Raw genomic sequence first — 18805 nt, forward strand, 5'->3', positions numbered from 1 at the left:
GTAATGTTGAATGACTTACCTTCCTTTTCAGCCTAAAAAAACAAAACCCCTTGATTGCTCAAGGGGTTTTAAGTTATTGCGAGGGATAAGTATAATTGATTAAAATTACATCGTTTTTCGCACGGATTCTTATTAAATTGTTCTTTCTAAAAGTTAATTCAACAGCTTAAAATTCCTTTCTCAAGTTAATTCCTGCTCCGTAAAGAGGTTCAGCCATATTGCTTAGTTCAACTCCAAGCTTAACATTCAACTGCACAAAAGATTGTAAAACTTTAATATCAAATAATCCCGCCAAAATATCCCGGTTAGGGGTATAATACCTACCGTACCTACCTTCGTTATGAGAAAAACTCAGTAATAACTTCCATGGATAACTCACAAAGTAATTGGAGAAATTTCCGGAAATTCCCAGGTGATGTACACTAAACTTGCTATTTACTACCTGGTCTAATTCTTCATCGTAGGTAAAAAAGGGCAGTCCAATTATTCTACGTTCATAAGTAAACCCGGAATGATAGGTTAGGAAATTATTGAGGTAATTATCGGCCCCATGAGGAGATCCGGCATTGATACTTTGGTTTCGGGTATAGAAAAATTCATATAAAATACCATTAACCAGTCTTTGGTTATCTTCAAAATCCAAGAAAAATCCATATCTCCCATCGGGAAAATTCGCAAACCGGCTACCCGAGCCATCCTCAAACATATGATTGTAGATAAAACTTAATTCCAACTCAGGATTAATTCTTTTTGTAATTTCAAGTTCATACGTTCCTAAATGATTGCCCAATACATTCGCCTGGTCACCTCCCACAGCATTCTCCCCACCTTCTCTTCCGGAAATCACTTTTATATAATCTGAAAATCCGTCGGGTTGTGGTCCTGACTCAGGGGAATTTCCTGCCCACTGGGCAAAATGCCGTACACCTAATTTAAGCTGAATATCGGGATTAGGTTGGTATACAAAATTGATGCTTTTATGATGCAATCTCGCTCCTTTTACAAAACGATCATCGCCCATTAAATATTCACTCCAGCTGGCTTCAAAACCATAAGCCGATTCCGGAGTAAAGAAAATCGTACGATTTGTTGATAAAGATACTCCCGGCATTGGCCTGGCGTTTAAGGACCATAACATATTTTCATTAGTAGCACTTAAACCTTTATACAATTCTTTTTCCTGCCTACGACCAATTACGGCTTCAAGCCAATCGTTGTTATAAGCAGCATAGATCTCATCCAGGAAAATTTCATCGCTTATTCCATCCTGGTATAAGATTCCGGCACCAATTTCTAAAGAATTTCCATTACGAAATTCATTAAACGTTCTTCCCGAAATCCACCCGGAAAGATGTGTTTCTTCTGAAATTCGACCTCTTTGGTTACTATACATCCAAAAAGGTAATCGCTGTAATTCACCATCGTGAAAATAAGCGTTCAAATTTACAGAACCTTCAAAATCCCATTGCGCATAACTGCTGAAGGATAGCAAACTAATAAAGCTTAAAAAAAATAATTTTTTCATTGATCGATTAAGTCTGGTTTAGAAGAAAACGAGTTTAAAAATAAAATAATGACTCTTTTCAGGTGGCAGTGAGCAGTTTCAGGTGGCAGGCAAACTCCTATCAAAAGATTGCCGCACTCCTGCGTCGCTCGTAATGACGTTACGGTTCGGTCTCCGGTAAGCAGTCTCAGTTGGCAGTTAAACTACCGTCATTGCGAAGGATTCCGAGGAATCGGGAGACTGAAGCATCTGTTGTTTCTAAAACTACGCGTGTTTATCGTGAATTCAGAATAAAAATTCCAATCAAAAGATTGCTGCGCTCCTGCGTTGCTCGCAATGACGACAAGAAGCAAGCGGAACTGAAAACAGAGAACCGAAAACCGAGAACTGAGAACTAACTAATAAACCGCTGCTTTATTTAAAAGTCGTTTCATAAAAGATTTCTTCTCTTCTCCATAAGCATATCCATACTTATTACCATACCCAAAATTTGACCATTTCACATCATTAAGTACAAAGCTTAGGTCGTGAAATTTTCCATCTCTTTTTGAATCTACGGCGAACTGTAAAAGTTTCTTTTCAGTATGCCCGGCTCTTACTACATATAAAGTAACATCTGCCCATTTATTGATAAGAAAGGTATCTGTAACTAACAGGGATGGAGCGGTATCTACAATTACATAATCATACATTTGCTCCAACTCCTTAAACATTTCGCCGGTTTTTTGTCTCCTCCATAATTCCGATGGATTTGGCGGAATGGTACCTGAAGGTAGAAGCTGTAAGTTAGGGTTGTCTGTATTAGACTCTCTTATCAGGTCTTTAAGTTTTAAATCGTCATTAGCCAGGTAGTCACTAACCCCAATATGCTCCCGGGCATTTTTCTCAAAACGCTGTAGCTGCGGATTCCTTAAATCGGCACCTACGATAATAACTTTTTTATTGGTATTTGCAAGTGTAACTGCCAGGTTAAAAGACACCAGCGTTTTCCCTTCTCCTTTTACGGTTGAAGTCACAAAAATGGTATTTCCTGTTTCCTTTTCGGCGGTATTTACAATTAAGTATTGCAAGTTGGTGTGTAAAATCCTAAAAGCTTCGGCGAGGATGCTCCTATCGTTTTTCACAATCATTTCATTTTGCTTTTTCTCTACTCTAGGAATTTCTCCCACCACCGGAATAATATTAGCATGCTTTTCCAGGTCTTCCCTACTTTTCACCTTATTACTTAATAAAGTTTTTATATAAATAATAAGAAATGGAATTAACAATCCAAGAATTAAGGCTGCTAGTAATATAATCTTCGATTTTGGAGAAACTGCTGTATTATTGCTATAAGCACTATCTACGATCTTTGCTTTGGGTGCGGTAACCGCCAGCGATAAAGAATTTTCTTCACGTTTTTCCAACAAAAATAAATAAAGTGCTTCTTTAATATTTTGTTGTCTTTCAATACCACGATATTGTCTTTCCTTTGCAGGTACTGCTGAAATTTGCGAACCTATAACCGCCGCCTGTCGGTCTAAATCCTTTTGTGCGATCAGGAAATTGTTTCGCATACGCTCTAAACTCTGTAAAACATTGGCACGCATTTGTTCAATTTGAGAATTTAGCCTTAATACTACCGGGTTTTCTTCGGTTGAACCACTTAAAATCCTGTTACGTTCAAGCACAAGTGTGTTATATTCCCCTATAAGATCATTTACACCTGATTCTTCAATGCCCAGGTTGGCTGGCAATAAATCAGAATTACTACCCGTCTCAAGGTAAGCAATCATCGCATTGGCAAGTTCCAGTTGGGTTCCTATCTCCTGCTGCCTTTTTTTATAATCACTGGCATTCTCAATAAACATTTCAGACTCAGCTTCAATATTTGTCAGCTGGTTTGCCTCTTTAAATTCTTCTTTTCCCACTTCTACCGAATCCAGTTCCTGGTTGATGATAGCAAGCCTTTCATCAATAAATTCTGCCGTATTGGTGGCTACCAGGTTTTTATCTTCAATGGCCTGTTGGTTATATTCCAGAATTAATTGGTCTAAAATATCCTGGGCTTTCTCCCTTACCGGGTCTACCAGGCTCAATTCCAACAAACTTGAGTTCTTATCGGTTAAATTGATATTTACGGCTTCCCGGTAATTGTCTACCACTGATTCTAAAGGATTAAAGCGCACTGAAATTTCTCCCTCTTTATCTTCCAGAGATAAACCGGTTTCTTCCACCGTAATCGTAGCAAAGTTTATAGCTACCGGATTACCAAATTTTCCTTCAAAAACCTCCTCAGTTTCCGTATTTATAAGATGGAAATTTTCATCCGTTTTGGGGATTATATAAAACGCATTTCCTCTTTCTTCCTTAATTGAATTTTCAAGTGCCTTTTCATCTAATTGCAGCGCAACCACTTTAAAAGGACTATTATTATAAAGCTCTTTAGATTTTACAGCTCCTTCTTCAAAATAAGTAATATTAAGATTTAAGGCTTTAATCGTCTGGCTCATAAGAGTTTTGGAGCGCAGGATCCCCATCTCGTTTTCTATACTGCTGGCTCCCATCCCACCTAACAATCCTAGATCGGCAAAAGCAGCCATTTCTGAAGAAGGACCTTTACTTTCTTCATCTTTAATAATAATACTCGCGGTTGTATTGTATTGCGGGGTACTATATTTTATATACAAAATGCCAATTACCACGCAAAGAATTACCCCCAGAATAAACCAGGGCCAATAGCGCAAATATTTTTCAAGTTCTTCCCTTAAATCGATTTCTTCTTCTTGCGGGCGAATAGAGGTAGGTGTGTTTTGAGACATAATAATTATCTGGTTAAAAGCACGGCAACTGAAACTAAAACTGAGGCTATAGAAATATAAACCCCGGCATTCCGATTATAACTGGCACTTTGTCTTTGCGGGGCGTTAGGTTCTACGTAAATAACATCATTTTGCTGTAAATGATAATAAGGTGAATTAATAACATCGGCATCACCAAGGTTAAGATAGGCGTGCGTAGTTCTACCATTTTCTTCCCGCATCACCAGTACATTATCCCGTTTACCGTAAATTGTCATATCCCCGGCCATTCCCAGGGCCTGGGGTAAAGTAAAATAATCGTCCTGTACATCAAATGTTCCCGGGCGGGTTACCTCACCCAATACACTAACCTGGAAATTTACCACCCTCACATTTACAATAGGATCCTGAACATATCTTTTTATTTGGCCTTTTAAGTTTTTAGCCAATTCCTCCTGGCTAAAACCTTCGGCCTTAGTTTTTCCCAGGAAAGGAAAATCTATATTGCCATCCTTGCCTACCAGGTAGGTTTGGAGTTGCTGCCTGCCATTTACTGTTAATCCAATTTGATCTCCACCCATGGGAACGCCAATCACCGGAAGGTTAAATGGGATAGCCGCATCCTGTTGTTCGGCGGCAACACTAATGGTAAGCAAATCATTTGGTTTAATTTTTAAACTCTTATTAGATTGTTCTTGCATTTTAGCTTCTGCCTGTTCCAAACCCTGGAAATAAACAATCTCCTGGCGCGAAACACAGGAAGTAGCTAAAAAAATACAAAAAAGCCCAAGGGCCGGTAATCTTAAGAAATGGGGATATTTCATTTATCTTTATTTAATCTTAAATTTTGAATTAAAAGTTTTTATGTCCAACCCGAGCTTACTTCGGGATTTTAAGAACTTAGTCTTATTATATTAGATCTCCGATCAAAATGCGGAGCAAGCTCTGAAACATCCCGAAACTTCGGGACAGGATGACGTTTAATTTTGTGGGCCTGCACTATGCTTGCTCACTAATTTTAAATTTGTGCGAATATAAAAGTTTATGTTAAATTTTCCTTAATAAGAGGAGGAGATTTATATCGTTCTCGTCATTTATTGAAGTAAAAGATTGCCACGCTCCTGCATTGCTCGCAATGACAATAATACTGCCAACTGCACACTGAGACTGGCCACTAAAATTCTACTCCCCTGCCATAGCAACTTTATCTTTTCTACTTTGCTTCGCTACTTCCGGGTTTTCCCTTCGACTTCTTTTAAGCGCCTTCTTTCTTAGTGCTTCAAAAGCAATTGCTACTATCACAAAAACACCCAACATCACCAGGCTCATTCCTCCACTTTTTAGGTCCCGACTTAACATAATAAATAGAACTATTACCGCCAGGTTTAAACCGCCCAGTACAAAACTTGCTTTTTTGTGGCTTAGACCATGATCAAGGAGTACATGGTGCATATGGTTCCTATCGGCTTCAAAAGGGGTTTTCCCGTTTTTTAAACGAATAAGAATTACCCTTAAAGTATCAAAAATGGGCAGAAATAAAACGGCTAAGGCAAAGAGCAGTGTATTTTCCGGCGTATAACCCTCCCGAACCAGGGGTTGATAAGGTTTCATTACCAGTAGTTTTAAACTTAGAAACGCAATCATAAAGCCCATCACCAGGCTTCCCCCGTCTCCCATAAATATCTTTTTTCTTCCGCGAGAAAAATTAAACCTTAGAAAAGCACTTAAAATTCCTGCTGTACAAAGGCTTAATAAAACAAAATAAGGATGCCCGGTACTATAAAAAACCAGGGCATAAGTAAAAGAAATCACTATCCCTACAATCCCCGCCAGGCCGTCAATTCCATCAATAAGGTTATAAGCGTTAATTAAAGCTACTACTATTAAAACTTTAAAAGCATAACCTAAAAGTATAGGAATCTCAAAAACACCCAAAAAGCCGTGTAGACTGGTTAGTTGTAATTCTGGTGAGAAAATAATAAAACCTGCAGCGAATAACTGACTAATAAACTTTAATCGCGCAGAAGAAATAACCAGGTCATCTTTTAAACCAGCCATAAACAAAAAGGTTAGTCCTATAATAAGGTGATTCCCGGTAGGAGATGTACGTAAAGCCTGTAGCAGACTTATTATTAAAACCAACACCAGGAAAAAGGCCACGCCACCAAAAGGAGGAATTGCCATTTTATGAGAGCTCCTCGCATTCACCTCCTTCATCAGGTCTTTTTCCCGGCTTACCCAAAGCACCTTAGGAGTAAAATACCAGGTAAGCACAAATGCCAATAGAAACACAAATCCGGCGAAAAACAGATAATACCTATGAAACAGGTCCAATAGGACCTCCTGGTCTAAAATATTCATAATAAGTAGTTTTTATTCGTTAATTCCGATCTGTAGGGAGAGGGCTAATAGTTAAAATTTTTAGCATCCGACAATAACACGTAGTATATAGTTCATTGTATGCAGTTAAGTGCCATATGTTACGTGTGGCGCATAAGGGCGAGAACCAGAGTCAGTTAATTACAATCTTAAAATTAATTCAAAATTTTCCTTATTGCTGCTTCGACAGAAAAGGTATTCTTTAAAAGATGGTATGAGTTTTCACCCATTTGTTTTCTTTTGATTTTCTTTTCAATTAAACCCCAGGCATTTTCTGAAAATTTGTTATCCTCACCATTGACTGAAACATAACCGGCTCCCGCATCGTTAATTACCTCAATTACATCATTACCGCGATTTACACTTCCAAGAATGGGTAGACCCTGAGCCATATAGCCTAAGAGTTTCCCGGGAAAATTATGAGTGGAATGATCTTTATGAAGGGAAAAAAGGCCGATATCAAATTCACTTAACATTAACCTATATTCATCCTGATCCACAGGTTCTAATAAGGATACATTTTTTAATGTTTTCTCCTCAATGGACTTTTTTACAAGAGAAAACTCATTTCCGGATCCGGCAAATACGAAGTGTGCCTTCTTTTCTTCTTTAAGATTTTCTGCCAGCCTCACCAAATTCATCATATCCTGGGCCTCGCCCATATTCCCCCCATAGAACAAAACTACTTTATCACCAAGGTCTAATTTATTTCTATATTTCTCATCTTCAGGAACAATCGGAGTTTCACTACTCCAGTTATACAGGACTTCTGATTTATTGATCAATCCATATTTTTCATTAAACCATTCCAGATTCTTTGGAGATTGCAGTCCAATCTTATCAGCTGCTTTATAATTGATCCTCTCAAATTTTCTAAAGTAGGAAGCAATAGCCGACTTTTCTTTAATTAAACCATGATCTATTACCCACTGCGGAAAAAGATCTCTTAGAATTAAATAACTCTTAGCATTCCATTTCTTTTTCAACCTTTTAATTAATGGACCAAAAAATATAGAAGGAGAATAGGAAACAATAAGTTGAAATTGATTCTCCTTAAAAACAGATTTTAAATTTTTATAAGCATTAAAAGATAAAGCTGTTTCATTGATCGCTCGTTTGATTTTAGATTCGTCTTTTACATTTGGTGAGCGAAACCTATAAACATCTATCTCATCAATTTTATCTAGCTCATATTTAGATTTAATTCTATAATCTGGAGTGGCAACTGCAACCTGATGGCCGTTTTTAAAAAAAGCTACCGCTAGCTCATGCATCATCTTAGCTCCTATTTTTGTACTATGCGGTAAATAATCATCTACCAGTAACAGTATTTTCATACCAACTCTACACTATAATTTTTATAAATCTCGGGATGCGACTTCATAAAGGCTACCATATCTTTTACCATCGAGGTATAAGAAGGTATGTCTCTCTTTAAATCTTTCCGAGTATCTAAGAATGATTTATCTACACTTTTGCCTTCCACCGCATTTATGCTAATTTGTTTACCCGTTACTTCTTTAAATATTTTTAGTAAATCATATTTATTAATTGGATTACTATTAGTCACGTGATATAAGCCTTCAAGGTTTTGTTCGAGGGCGGTGGCAATTACTTTTGCCAATTCTGTAGTCGTAACTCCACTCCAAATTGCTTTCGTAAACCCATTTGTTTCTCTTTCCTGATTCATAAACCAATGAAACAAACCTTCCCCATTCTGCTTTAACTCAGGTCCAATAATAGAGGTCCTTAAGGTTAAATGATTCGAATTATCAACCTCACCGAGAGCTTTGGTTTTTGCATAAATATCCCTTCCGTCTTTTTCGTCATTTTCAGTATAAGCACCTTTCTCTCCGGAAAAAACACAATCAGTTGAAATATGTATAAGCTTAGCACCTACTTCATCACATTCTTTTGCAAGAAAATGAGGTAAATAGGAGTTCAGATAAATTGCGTTCGCTGGATTATCATTGGCACCCTTTATAAGCACTCCAACACAATTTATGATAAAATCAGGTTGTACTTTTTTAATAAGGGTTTCCAGTTCTTGCTGGTTATGGAGATCTAAAATTACACTTTGAGGAGTTAATTTGTTTCTGAAACTTACGTCAGTAATATCAAATTTCCCATCTTCTTGTAGCTTATAATAAACTTGATGCCCTAACATTCCTGTAGAGCCTAAAATCATTACTTTTTTTCTCATAAAATTATTTTTTCCAGACTGTGCGGTTAATATAATCGGTATAAGAAAGAATAATCCTTAGCACCTTTTTTGAAACATTATCTATTTCATAATCCTTAACCATCCTGATCGCCATATTGTTTTCCTGAAATTGTTCAGTAACAACTTTAATGCTTTCAATCACTCTGTCCTTTTTCAAGCCACTCATGATTAAAGTACCTTCATCCATTCCTTCAGGGCGCTCGTGTGCCTGCCTAATAGTAATGGCCGGAAGGTTCATTATGGAAGCTTCTTCGGTTATGGTACCACTATCTGAAATTACACAAAAAGCATTTTTTTGAAGTTGGATATAATCATGAAAACCAAAGGGTTTAGAGAATACCAATTTAGGATTTTGCGAAACAAAACCAATCTCTTCAAGTTTTTTTCGAGTTCTCGGGTGAGTAGAGATTATTACCTTTTTATCAAATTCGGTACTTATCGCATCCAGGGATTCCATAAGATTCTGAAAATTTTCTTCTGAATCTACATTTTCTTCCCTGTGAATGCTTACTATAAAATATCCCTGCTTTGCAAGATTTTCCTTTTGTAAAATCTTAGAAGCTTCTATCGCACTCATCTGCTTGTTAAGAACCTCCCGCATAGGTGATCCCGTTTTTATAACTGTTTCTGGACGCAAACCTTCTGCCACTAAATATTTCCTTGCATGTTCAGAAAGGGGCATATTTATATCGCTTAAATGATCTACAATTTTTCGGTTTATCTCTTCCGGTACTCGCTGATCAAAACAACGGTTTCCGGCTTCCATATGAAAGATTGGAATTTTCTTTCTCTTTGCCGAGATCACCGAAAGACAAGAATTAGTATCTCCATAAAGCAATACGGCATCTGGCTTTTCCTGCTCAAACAATGCATCAGACTTAGTAATCACGTTCCCAATGGTTTCTGCAGCATTTTTTCCGGCAGCTTCCAAAAAGAAATCAGGTTTTCTTAGTCCAAGATCTTTAAAGAAAACTTCATTTAGCTCATAATCGTAGTTCTGCCCGGAATGCACCAAAATATGGTTAGTGAATTTATCGAGTTCTTTTATAACTTCGCTCAGCTTTATAATTTCGGGCCTGGTGCCCACAATAGTCATTACTTTTATCATACCTCTACTGCCAGTTCATTTTTTATAAATTCAAGACTTAATAAAGCCTCTTTTACTTCTTTTATACTTAATCTTTGTGTATTGTGAGAATTATAATCTTCAAAACTGGAAATAGAACCTTCTCCATCTTCAAAATATTTGGCATAATTTAAGTCGCGATTATCAGCAGGAATACGATAATAGCCCGGAAGATCTTCCGCTTTGAGCATTTCTTCCCTGGTGCATAAGGTTTCATATAATTTTTCCCCGTGTCGTGTACCAATTATTTTTATATCACTCTCAGAATCAAACAACTCCTTCATTGCCTGTGCCAAATCACCTATAGTACTGGCCGGAGCTTTATGTACAAACAAATCGCCCTGCCTCCCATTTTTAAAAGCATAAATAACCAACTCCACCGCTTCTTCCAAAGACATTAAAAAACGGGACATATTTGGGTCGGTTACTGTTAGTGGTTTTCCTTCTTTTAACAGGTTTGAAAATAAAGGAATTACTGAACCCCTTGACGCCATCACATTCCCATAACGGGTAAGGCAAATGGTAGTATCTTCTTCCGGGATATTTCTGGATGCTGCCACAACCGTTTTTTCCATTAATGCTTTAGACATTCCCATCGCATTAATAGGGTAAGCGGCTTTATCAGTGCTTAAACAAATAACCTTTTTCACTCTATTTGCTATTGCAGCTTCCACAACATTGGAAGATCCAATGACATTAGTTTTAGTTGCCTCCATTGGGAAAAACTCACAGGAAGGTACTTGCTTTAAAGCTGCAGCGTGAAATACATAATCTACACCCCGCATCGCACGATCTATGCTTTCATAATTACGAACATCGCCAATATAAAATTTGATCTTATCATTTTTATAAAAGTTACGCATGTCATCCTGTTTTTTCTCATCCCGGGAAAAAATACGGATTTCAGCAATTTCTGAATCTAAAAACCTATCCAGTACAGCATTCCCAAAAGAACCAGTACCCCCAGTGATTAAAAGGATTTTATTTTTGAACATTTTGAATTTGTTTATATGTTTTGATTAAAAATTTAAAAGTTTCTCTGGATGTATTTTCCCATGAATATTCTTTAACTTCTTTTTTATTCTGTTGAATACAACACTCTCTTATTTCAGGGTTCTCTAAAAACTTAATAAGAGTATTGGTAATAGAATAAGAATTTTTGGAATCAAAATAAAGCCCTCCCTCTTTTAAAAATTCCGGCATAGGTTGTTTATTACTACAGGCAATAGCTCTACCTGAAGCCATAGATTCTATCAGAATATTAGGCATATTTTCACAAGTGGAAGCAAAAATAATTCCGTCGGCTTTTTGATATTCATGATTAATTTCATCGTAGTTAATATGACCCTTATAATGAATGAATTCACCAGCAGAATCCACCTTAAAAATGGTCTCCTTCATAGCTTTCCCCGCAGGCTTAAAAATTATTCCTCCAACTATGGTTAATTCTACAGGATGTCCTAATTTTCTCAAATTAGATATCGCCTTTATAACTTGGGTATGATTTTTATAAGTATGAATTGTTGACACATATAAAAATTTGAAAGGTAATTTGAAACTGTAATTTGAAATATCTTTTTGAACTTTAACCAAGTCAACAAATTTTGCTGAAACTCCATGGGCAATTACAGCTTTTTCTTTGTTTTCTATATTAATAGTTTTCGATATATATTCCTTAGCATACTGTGAAATAAAAATTATTGATTTAGCATTTTTGAAACAATATTTTTGTTTTTTATAATTAAGCCAAAATCGCAAAATTTCCTTTGGTTGTTTAATTTCCTTCCAAATATCCCTTTCATGTAAAAGCATGTTTCTAGACATTCCTACAATTGGTCTAAAACCTCCGAAATAATCACCTGTCAAAGAAAATAAGATATCACAATGTATTTCGATTTGTTTATCAAAATGCCAGAGCTGAAATTTTAACCGTTTATAAAGTCCGCCATTTAATTCCGGATAACTTATTTTTTTAATAAACGGAGCATCTTTTAGTTGGTCTAAAACTTTAGTAGAAGCAAATATTATAATTAGTTCAATGTCATTTTTATACAAATTTTGATCATAGTTGTTTAAAATTTCTTTTAAATGTGTAATACCTCCACCTCCGCCGATATTTGTGGCATCTATTCCGACTTTTATTTTATTCATTCTTAATCATTAAATTCTGTGTAAGGTATTTTTGATGGAATAACAAATTTTACAAAAAGAACAATCAAAAGAATTTTGTATATAATTATAGAATGAACAACAGTTGTAAATTCACCATGAAGAAAGGTAGGAATCAAGAATAATAAAACTGGATAGACTATAAAATAAATTACTGCGGACTGTAAATTGTAAAATACTCTTTTTTTCAAAGAATAAATGAAAAACCATCTATAAATAAAAAACAAGAGAAAGAAGGCTAATAACGTTCCCCCCAACATCCCGAAATTCATAATTCCCTCAACAATGAAACCTGTAGAATAATTTGAGTATCCGTTATGTACATTATGGTAATCTTTGGTAAATAAAACACCACCAGTATCTGGCTTTTCGGGCCAGATTTTTCTAGGTATTAGGTTTGATATTGCACTTAAATAGGTAAGACCATAATAATGATTTTTTATAGCAGGTACTTTGGTTATCTTAGTTAATGGAAATATTCCATACTCAAAATTAGAAGCTTCAAATTTTATTTCATTTTTCTGGGATAGACCTGTAGTAAATTTACCATTTTCAAAAGAATATCCATTCCGAGCTGTCCCCATTATCATTGCAATTAGTAAAAGACAAAACCCGATTATTATCAAGTTCCTTACATTTATTCTTCTTACGTAATAATAATAAATTATAAACATTAAAAAAATGTTCACTAATAAAGTAGATCTGGAACTTGTCAAAAGTGAGACTAGGACAAAAATTAAAAAATTTAGAATATAAAAGAATTTTTCTGATTTAGTTGTTTTAGCCAGTTTTACAATGAGTATAAAATATATTAAGTTAATTACGAGAATCGACCGAATTAAAACAATCCAAACACCTAAACCTTCCCACTCCTTTACTCGAAGTGTCATTGAAGCCACGTAACCCTCCAGCCCGCCAAAAAGGTTAATAAGATAAAACTGAGAAAAAACTGGGATTATAGTGAGAAGCCATAATTTCACCCAAAGCATTTTTCGCTTTCGAATAAATACCTTTTCTCTATAATAAAGGTTGAGGGAACTACCTTCGAAATACCAAATTACAAAACCAAAAAGAATAACAAAAAGGACATAGATATATACCTTAAAAGAATAGTCGTTGTAAAATATAGCACCCCAAAAGACCAAAAAATTCAGGAGAAAGATTTTCAGAGGTGAAAATAAATCATTTCTCCTCTTAAAAGAGATTACCAACAAAAATCCCCAAAGTATAAGAAAAATCATTCCCATTATTGGCGCTGAAAATTTGTTTTAATTGAATTCAGGAAATCAATTAGTGCTTGGCTTTGGTTAACATAATCAAAATCTTTATTTTTTAATTTTCCGGCTTCAGCCACAATTAAAGCATCAGAATAGTTTTCAATAATTTCAACGAGCTTCTCTGCAAAACCAATATGTGTATCTGGCTCACTAATAGAGAGATGTATATTGTCTTGAAAGTATTTTTCTATTTCTCCAACTCTGGTCACTAAAGTAGGAACACCTGTTGCCATATATTCTGTTACCTTGGAAGGAAAACCACCCTCAGCTTGTTTATTTGAAGGACGGGCGAGGACTAAAATCATAGATTCATTTAATAATTTGGGTACTAAAGCATGCTTAACTTTACCTTCCAAAACTACTTTTCTGGAAAGGTTTAACTCCTCAATTAAAGTTAGAATGAATTTCTCATCTTCAGAATTGGAAGTACCCCCAATCAGCCTTAGTTTAAAATCATTGAATTTTTCAGAAACTAAACTAAAGGCTTTAATTAAAATAGGCACTCCATCTTTAAGATTTCCCCAATCCCCACAATAAGTTATATATTTCTTTTTTGTAATTAAACCTGTACATTCAAATTGTGAAGTGTTTACAATAGAAGGCCTTACAATAGAGGAGGCTTTGGAATTTAAAAATGGTGTATAAAACTTTTCTAAGCTATGAGTGCAGGTGATTAACCCGTCAAACATATTTAAGTTCTGCAAGTAATTTTCACTTCTACTTCTTTTTTGAGCCCTTATCTTGTCATTTTTAAAAAGAATATGAGAAGGATATTCATTCCTTTCTGCAATCAAAAGGTATTTCCTATGGCGTAAATACTTCCAAATCCTTAAAAAGGGGAAATGACCATAAAAAATTAAAACATCGCCTCTCCTTGAGAATAAAAGGGCAAACGAAATAGTTATGAAATAATCTATACCAACGAATAGTCTTCTGAATAAATTAGAATCGCATTTGCGAGGTCCAATCAGTTTTACGTAACTTTTGACACCATTTTTAGAATGACCCTCAGTAAAAAAGTTACATCTATTTATAGCGGCAGTTGCTGAGCCCCCCCCACCATTTATCACAAAATATTTTATTTTCATTCTAGTTACTTAAATTTATTCTTCAGTAAAGAAAAATAGAACATTCTTGATCTATCCGAAGGTTTAACGATAATGAGTAAAACGATATAGAGAGAGAAGAATAACAACGCTTTCAATAATAAATCCAAAAGAAGAAAAGAAATATTTATTTCAGCCGAAATTGCCATGAAAATTAAAAAGGTAATAACGGAAATTAAAAGAAAAGAAAATATATCTTTTAATTGTTGAATTAAATTATAATCAATTTCTCTACCACTAAAAAACATATTTATAGTTAGGGTTATAAGAAAAAAAATCAATTGACCGTAAACAACTTCTTTTAAGCCAAGAGGTATTGTAACCAAAAGCAGGGCAATCATTAAACCTTTTTTAACAAGTTCTAATTTGAATATTAGTTTTGATAAGCCTAACACCTTGAGAGTAGATATACAGATTGGATGTATAGGGAAAGTCATGGCAGCTATACAAAAGATTTGAAAATATGGAACAATGGGTGACCATTTCTCACCTAAGATCAGTAGAATAAGGTTTTCCGAAACTGCGATCAAAAAAAGCATAATAGGGATTACAAAAACAAATAATCGAATTTGTAAATTTCTGTAATACTCTTTAATCTTAATTTTGTCATCTTGAATAGAAGAAAGAACCGGGTATGTAACTCTTGTTAATATAGCGTCCAAAAGTAATGTAGGTTGCGTCGCAAATCTATAGGCTTGAGAATAATAGCCCACTTGAACAGTTGTGAAGAACTTTCCGATAACGAAAATGTATAAATTATTAAATAAGTTATTTAGAAAAGTGGAGGCAAAAATATTCAAAGAAAATGAAAAGTGTTCTTTTATTGGAATTAGTGAAAAACAGAATTTTGGTTTCCAATCTGTTCTTAACCAAATAAAAATAGTAAGAATAATAGAATTTAATACAATCTGAATTACCAATGACCAAATTCCATAACCATAATAAGCACAAAAAACACCAATTATTCCAGAAATTACAGAAGCTAATATAGTTCCTAATGCAAGAATTTTAAAGTTTAGTTCTTTTATTATTTTTGTTATTTGAATTATATTTATTGCACCTAAGGGAATTACTAGAAACAACCACCTTGAAAGAATAGTGAGCATTTGGTTGTTAAATAGCTTTCCGATTAATGGGGCAAGAGAATATAATACTATATAGATTATAGATGCTATAAATAAATTGAACCAAAAAACAGAATTATAGTCTTTAAAGGAACAGTTAGTTTTCCTAATTAGAGCCTGACTGAAACCTGCATCCACCATTGTGTGAGATAATATTAAAAAAACATTGAGAATTGCGATATTCCCAAAATCTTCAGGAGTTAATAACCTTGCTAAAATTATGGAAATTAAAAACTGAACAAGATACTGGCCAGACTTCTCAATAGCACTCCATTTAAAACCCTTAGACATTAGACCCCATGTTAGGAATAAATCTTAATTAAATTGCTCCAATACCAATCAACCGCCTCTTTAATTCCGGCTTCAATTTTAAATTGCGGTTTATAACTCAGTTTTTCTTTAGCTTTCCCGATTGATGCCAATGAATGAGGAATATCACCTACTCGGTTTGGCCCGTGCTTAATTTCCACCTCACCAATTTTGGGATCATACTTAGATAAATACCCCTTAAGTAATTGGGTTAATTCTAATAAATTAGTTCTATCCCCAACGGCAGTATTATAAATCTGGTTTACCGCATCTTTATTTTCAGTAGTAAGAGCCAACAAATTCATTTGGATCACATTATCTATATAGGTAAAATCGCGGGAATAAGTACCATCTCCGTTGATAACAGGACTCTCGTGATTCATTAACTGGATAACAAATTTTGGTATCACAGCGGCGTACGCACCATTTGGATCCTGCTTTCTTCCAAATACATTAAAATAACGTAAGCCAATCGTATCTAAACCATATGCTTTTTGAAAAATATCTGCATAAAGTTCATTTACATACTTCGTAATCGCATAAGGAGAAAGAGGTTTTCCAATCTCATCTTCAACTTTTGGAAGTTTCTCAGAATCACCATAAGTGGAAGAGCTTGCAGCGTAAACAAAACGTTTTACACCGGCATCACGAGCGGCAACAAGCATATTTAGAAATCCAGAAATATTTACCTCGTTGCTGGTAATAGGATCATTAATAGAACGCGGCACCGAGCCCAAAGCGGCTTCGTGCAACACATAATCCTGGTCTTTACAAGCCTTGTGACAGGTTTCCAAATCGCGAATATCACCTTCAATTAAGGTGAAATCTTCGTGATCTATTATCGCGTCCAGATTGTATTTATGTCCCGTAGCAAAATTATCGAGACAGGTAACTTTAGCATTTTGTTTTAAAAGTTCTTCACATAAGTTGGAACCTATAAACCCGGCTCCTCCTGTTACTAAGACTTTTTTGTTGTTTAAGTTGGTATAGTTCATTTATTATGTTTTGTTGCGTTCTCGATACGATCATAAAATCTCTTGAGAGATTTTATGATCACTCGAACTGACGGGAGCGTTTTTTATTACTCAGGCGTCAGGTCGAGTGGTCCCGATTTTTCATCGGGATTGTATCGAGACCGAGTACTATAATTTCCCTTCTACGTCCCTAATAACTCCTTTTACATCATACACAATGGCTCCTTTATTTTTAAGAGCATCTAAATTCATCTCCAAAAACTCCTGGTGGGCTACTGCTAAAACCACGGCATCAAATTTTTGCTCTGGCAATTCCCGCGTGGTTTCCAAACCATATTCATGCTCTACTTCAGCAGGATTCGCTAAAGGATCGTAAATAGTAATATTGGTGCCATAAGATTGTAGTTCTTTAACCACATCAACCACTTTAGTATTCCGCACATCTGGGCAATTCTCTTTAAAAGTGATTCCCAATACCAAAATGTTGGCACCTTTTACTTTATGTTCGTTTTGTAGCATCAGCTTTATTACCTCACTGGCCACATATTTTCCCATGGAGTCGTTCATTCGCCTGCCCGCAAGAATGATCTCTGGATGATAACCTATTTCCTGTGCCTTTTGAGCCAGGTAATAAGGGTCAACCCCAATACAATGCCCACCAACTAAGCCCGGTTTAAAGGGCAAAAAGTTCCATTTGGTCCCTGCGGCTTCCAAAACATCATTAGTATCGATTTCCATTTTATTAAAGATCTTGGTAAGCTCATTTACAAAAGCAATATTGATATCCCTTTGAGAATTTTCAATAACCTTAGCGGCTTCGGCAACTTTTATTGTGGGAGCCAAATGAGTTCCTGCGGTGATTACCTCTTTATAAAGCGCATCTACTTTTTTTCCAACTTCTGAAGTAGAACCTGCAGTGACTTTGAGGATCTTCTCAACTGTATGTTCTTTATCTCCCGGATTAATCCTCTCTGGGGAATAGCCTACAAAAAAATCTTCATTGAATGTGAGTCCGCTATGCTTCTGTAGCACAGGTACGCACTCATCCTCGGTTACCCCCGGGTACACCGTAGATTCATAGATCACGATATCTCCTTTTTTCAAAACTTTCGCTACCGTCTCGCTTGATTTGTATAGCGGAGTAAGATCGGGGCGATTGTTTTTATCTATTGGAGTTGGAACGGTGATGATATTGTGGTTGCAATCAGCGATGTCTTCTAAATCTGTAGTACAGTATAATCCAGTGGTCGGTTGTAAGTTATCGGTTGTCTGTTCTCCGTTACGAGTTGCGGGTTGCGAGTTTTGATGATTTCCGTGACCGGCCAGCACAGGTTCTCCTTCAAGAATTCCTGATTCAATTCGAAAAGGATTTGTCGTGTGTAAGACGGATTGTAAAATATCATCTTCTACTTCGAGTGTACTGTCATGACCTTTTTGAAGCTCGGCTACCCTGGTTTTATTAATATCAAATCCTATTACGGGAAATTTAGTAGCGAAAAGCCTCGCCAGGGGCAGCCCTACGTATCCAAGGCCTATTACTGCAATTTTAATATTCTCGTTCATTTTACTCTATAAATTATGATCAATCTGTAACTTTAAAACAAAAGCGTAGCTTTAAACATCTTCACAAATGTTTTAATTTTATTACTAAAAAATTCAGATTTTTTCCGCCGGAGTGCGGGTGAGAGTTACACCATAAACATTTTTAAGTTTCCTGCAGTTGTAGGGAGCTGCAAAGTAGGTTTGTTAGTCCGTAGACGATAGATTTGAATTTTTCAGTTATCTGTTATGAGTTGTGGGGTAAAAAACCCGGAAACTGCAACTCACCAATGC

Annotated in this window: 14 protein-coding genes; all 14 read right to left on the reverse strand. The window is 35.6% G+C overall.

Annotated elements, in window-relative coordinates:
* Window positions 1-166 precede the first annotated feature (166 nt).
* The 14 genes from J0871_RS00355 to J0871_RS00420 all read right to left on the reverse strand — a co-directional run bounded on the left by J0871_RS00355 (window position 167) and on the right by J0871_RS00420 (window position 18535).
* Window positions 167-1525: a capsule assembly Wzi family protein gene (locus J0871_RS00355; RefSeq protein ID WP_208222709.1), complete on the reverse strand. Its 1359-nt coding sequence runs from the start codon at window positions 1523-1525 to the stop codon at window positions 167-169.
* 377 nt (window positions 1526-1902) lie between these two features.
* Window positions 1903-4305: a tyrosine-protein kinase gene (locus tag J0871_RS00360; protein ID WP_208222710.1), complete on the reverse strand. Its 2403-nt coding sequence runs from the start codon at window positions 4303-4305 to the stop codon at window positions 1903-1905.
* A gap of 5 nt (window positions 4306-4310) precedes the next feature.
* Window positions 4311-5108, reverse strand: coding sequence for a polysaccharide biosynthesis/export family protein (locus tag J0871_RS00365; RefSeq protein ID WP_208222711.1), 798 nt, complete (start codon window positions 5106-5108; stop codon window positions 4311-4313).
* Between the two features lie 358 nt (window positions 5109-5466).
* Window positions 5467-6645: an MraY family glycosyltransferase gene (locus tag J0871_RS00370; RefSeq protein WP_208222712.1), complete on the reverse strand. Its 1179-nt coding sequence runs from the start codon at window positions 6643-6645 to the stop codon at window positions 5467-5469.
* A 173-nt stretch (window positions 6646-6818) separates the two neighbouring features.
* Window positions 6819-8000, reverse strand: a complete 1182-nt coding sequence (locus tag J0871_RS00375; RefSeq protein WP_208222713.1) for a glycosyltransferase family 4 protein — start codon at window positions 7998-8000, stop codon at window positions 6819-6821.
* Entirely contained in the window at window positions 7997-8866 is an 870-nt protein-coding gene (locus tag J0871_RS00380) for an SDR family oxidoreductase (protein WP_208222714.1), read from the reverse strand. Before J0871_RS00380 ends, J0871_RS00375 begins: the two co-directional genes overlap by 4 nt.
* Before the next feature lie 4 nt (window positions 8867-8870).
* On the reverse strand, window positions 8871-9995 hold the full coding sequence (wecB, locus tag J0871_RS00385) for a UDP-N-acetylglucosamine 2-epimerase (non-hydrolyzing) (protein ID WP_208222715.1): 1125 nt from the start codon (window positions 9993-9995) through the stop codon (window positions 8871-8873).
* Window positions 9992-11008 (reverse strand): polysaccharide biosynthesis protein, encoded by a 1017-nt coding sequence (locus J0871_RS00390; RefSeq protein WP_208222716.1) that lies wholly within the window; start codon window positions 11006-11008, stop codon window positions 9992-9994. The genes wecB and J0871_RS00390 overlap by 4 nt, the downstream gene beginning before the upstream one ends.
* Entirely contained in the window at window positions 10995-12164 is a 1170-nt protein-coding gene (locus tag J0871_RS00395; RefSeq protein ID WP_208222717.1) for a glycosyltransferase family 1 protein, read from the reverse strand. Before J0871_RS00395 ends, J0871_RS00390 begins: the two co-directional genes overlap by 14 nt.
* A 2-nt stretch (window positions 12165-12166) precedes the next feature.
* Complete coding sequence (locus J0871_RS00400; protein WP_208222718.1) at window positions 12167-13429, reverse strand: O-antigen polymerase; 1263 nt, start codon at window positions 13427-13429, stop codon at window positions 12167-12169.
* Window positions 13429-14547, reverse strand: coding sequence for a glycosyltransferase family 4 protein (locus J0871_RS00405; RefSeq protein ID WP_208222719.1), 1119 nt, complete (start codon window positions 14545-14547; stop codon window positions 13429-13431). The genes J0871_RS00400 and J0871_RS00405 overlap by 1 nt, the downstream gene beginning before the upstream one ends.
* A gap of 5 nt (window positions 14548-14552) precedes the next feature.
* Window positions 14553-15980 carry a lipopolysaccharide biosynthesis protein gene (locus J0871_RS00410; RefSeq protein WP_208222720.1) on the reverse strand — a complete coding sequence of 476 codons (1428 nt, stop codon included), beginning with the start codon at window positions 15978-15980 and terminating at the stop codon, window positions 14553-14555.
* 11 nt (window positions 15981-15991) lie between these two features.
* Window positions 15992-16993: an SDR family oxidoreductase gene (locus J0871_RS00415; RefSeq protein WP_208222721.1), complete on the reverse strand. Its 1002-nt coding sequence runs from the start codon at window positions 16991-16993 to the stop codon at window positions 15992-15994.
* A gap of 147 nt (window positions 16994-17140) precedes the next feature.
* Window positions 17141-18535: a nucleotide sugar dehydrogenase gene (locus J0871_RS00420; RefSeq protein WP_208222722.1), complete on the reverse strand. Its 1395-nt coding sequence runs from the start codon at window positions 18533-18535 to the stop codon at window positions 17141-17143.
* Window positions 18536-18805 lie beyond the last annotated feature (270 nt).

It is taken from the genome of Salegentibacter sp. BDJ18 (assembly GCF_017579965.1).
Lineage (GTDB): Bacteria > Bacteroidota > Bacteroidia > Flavobacteriales > Flavobacteriaceae > Salegentibacter.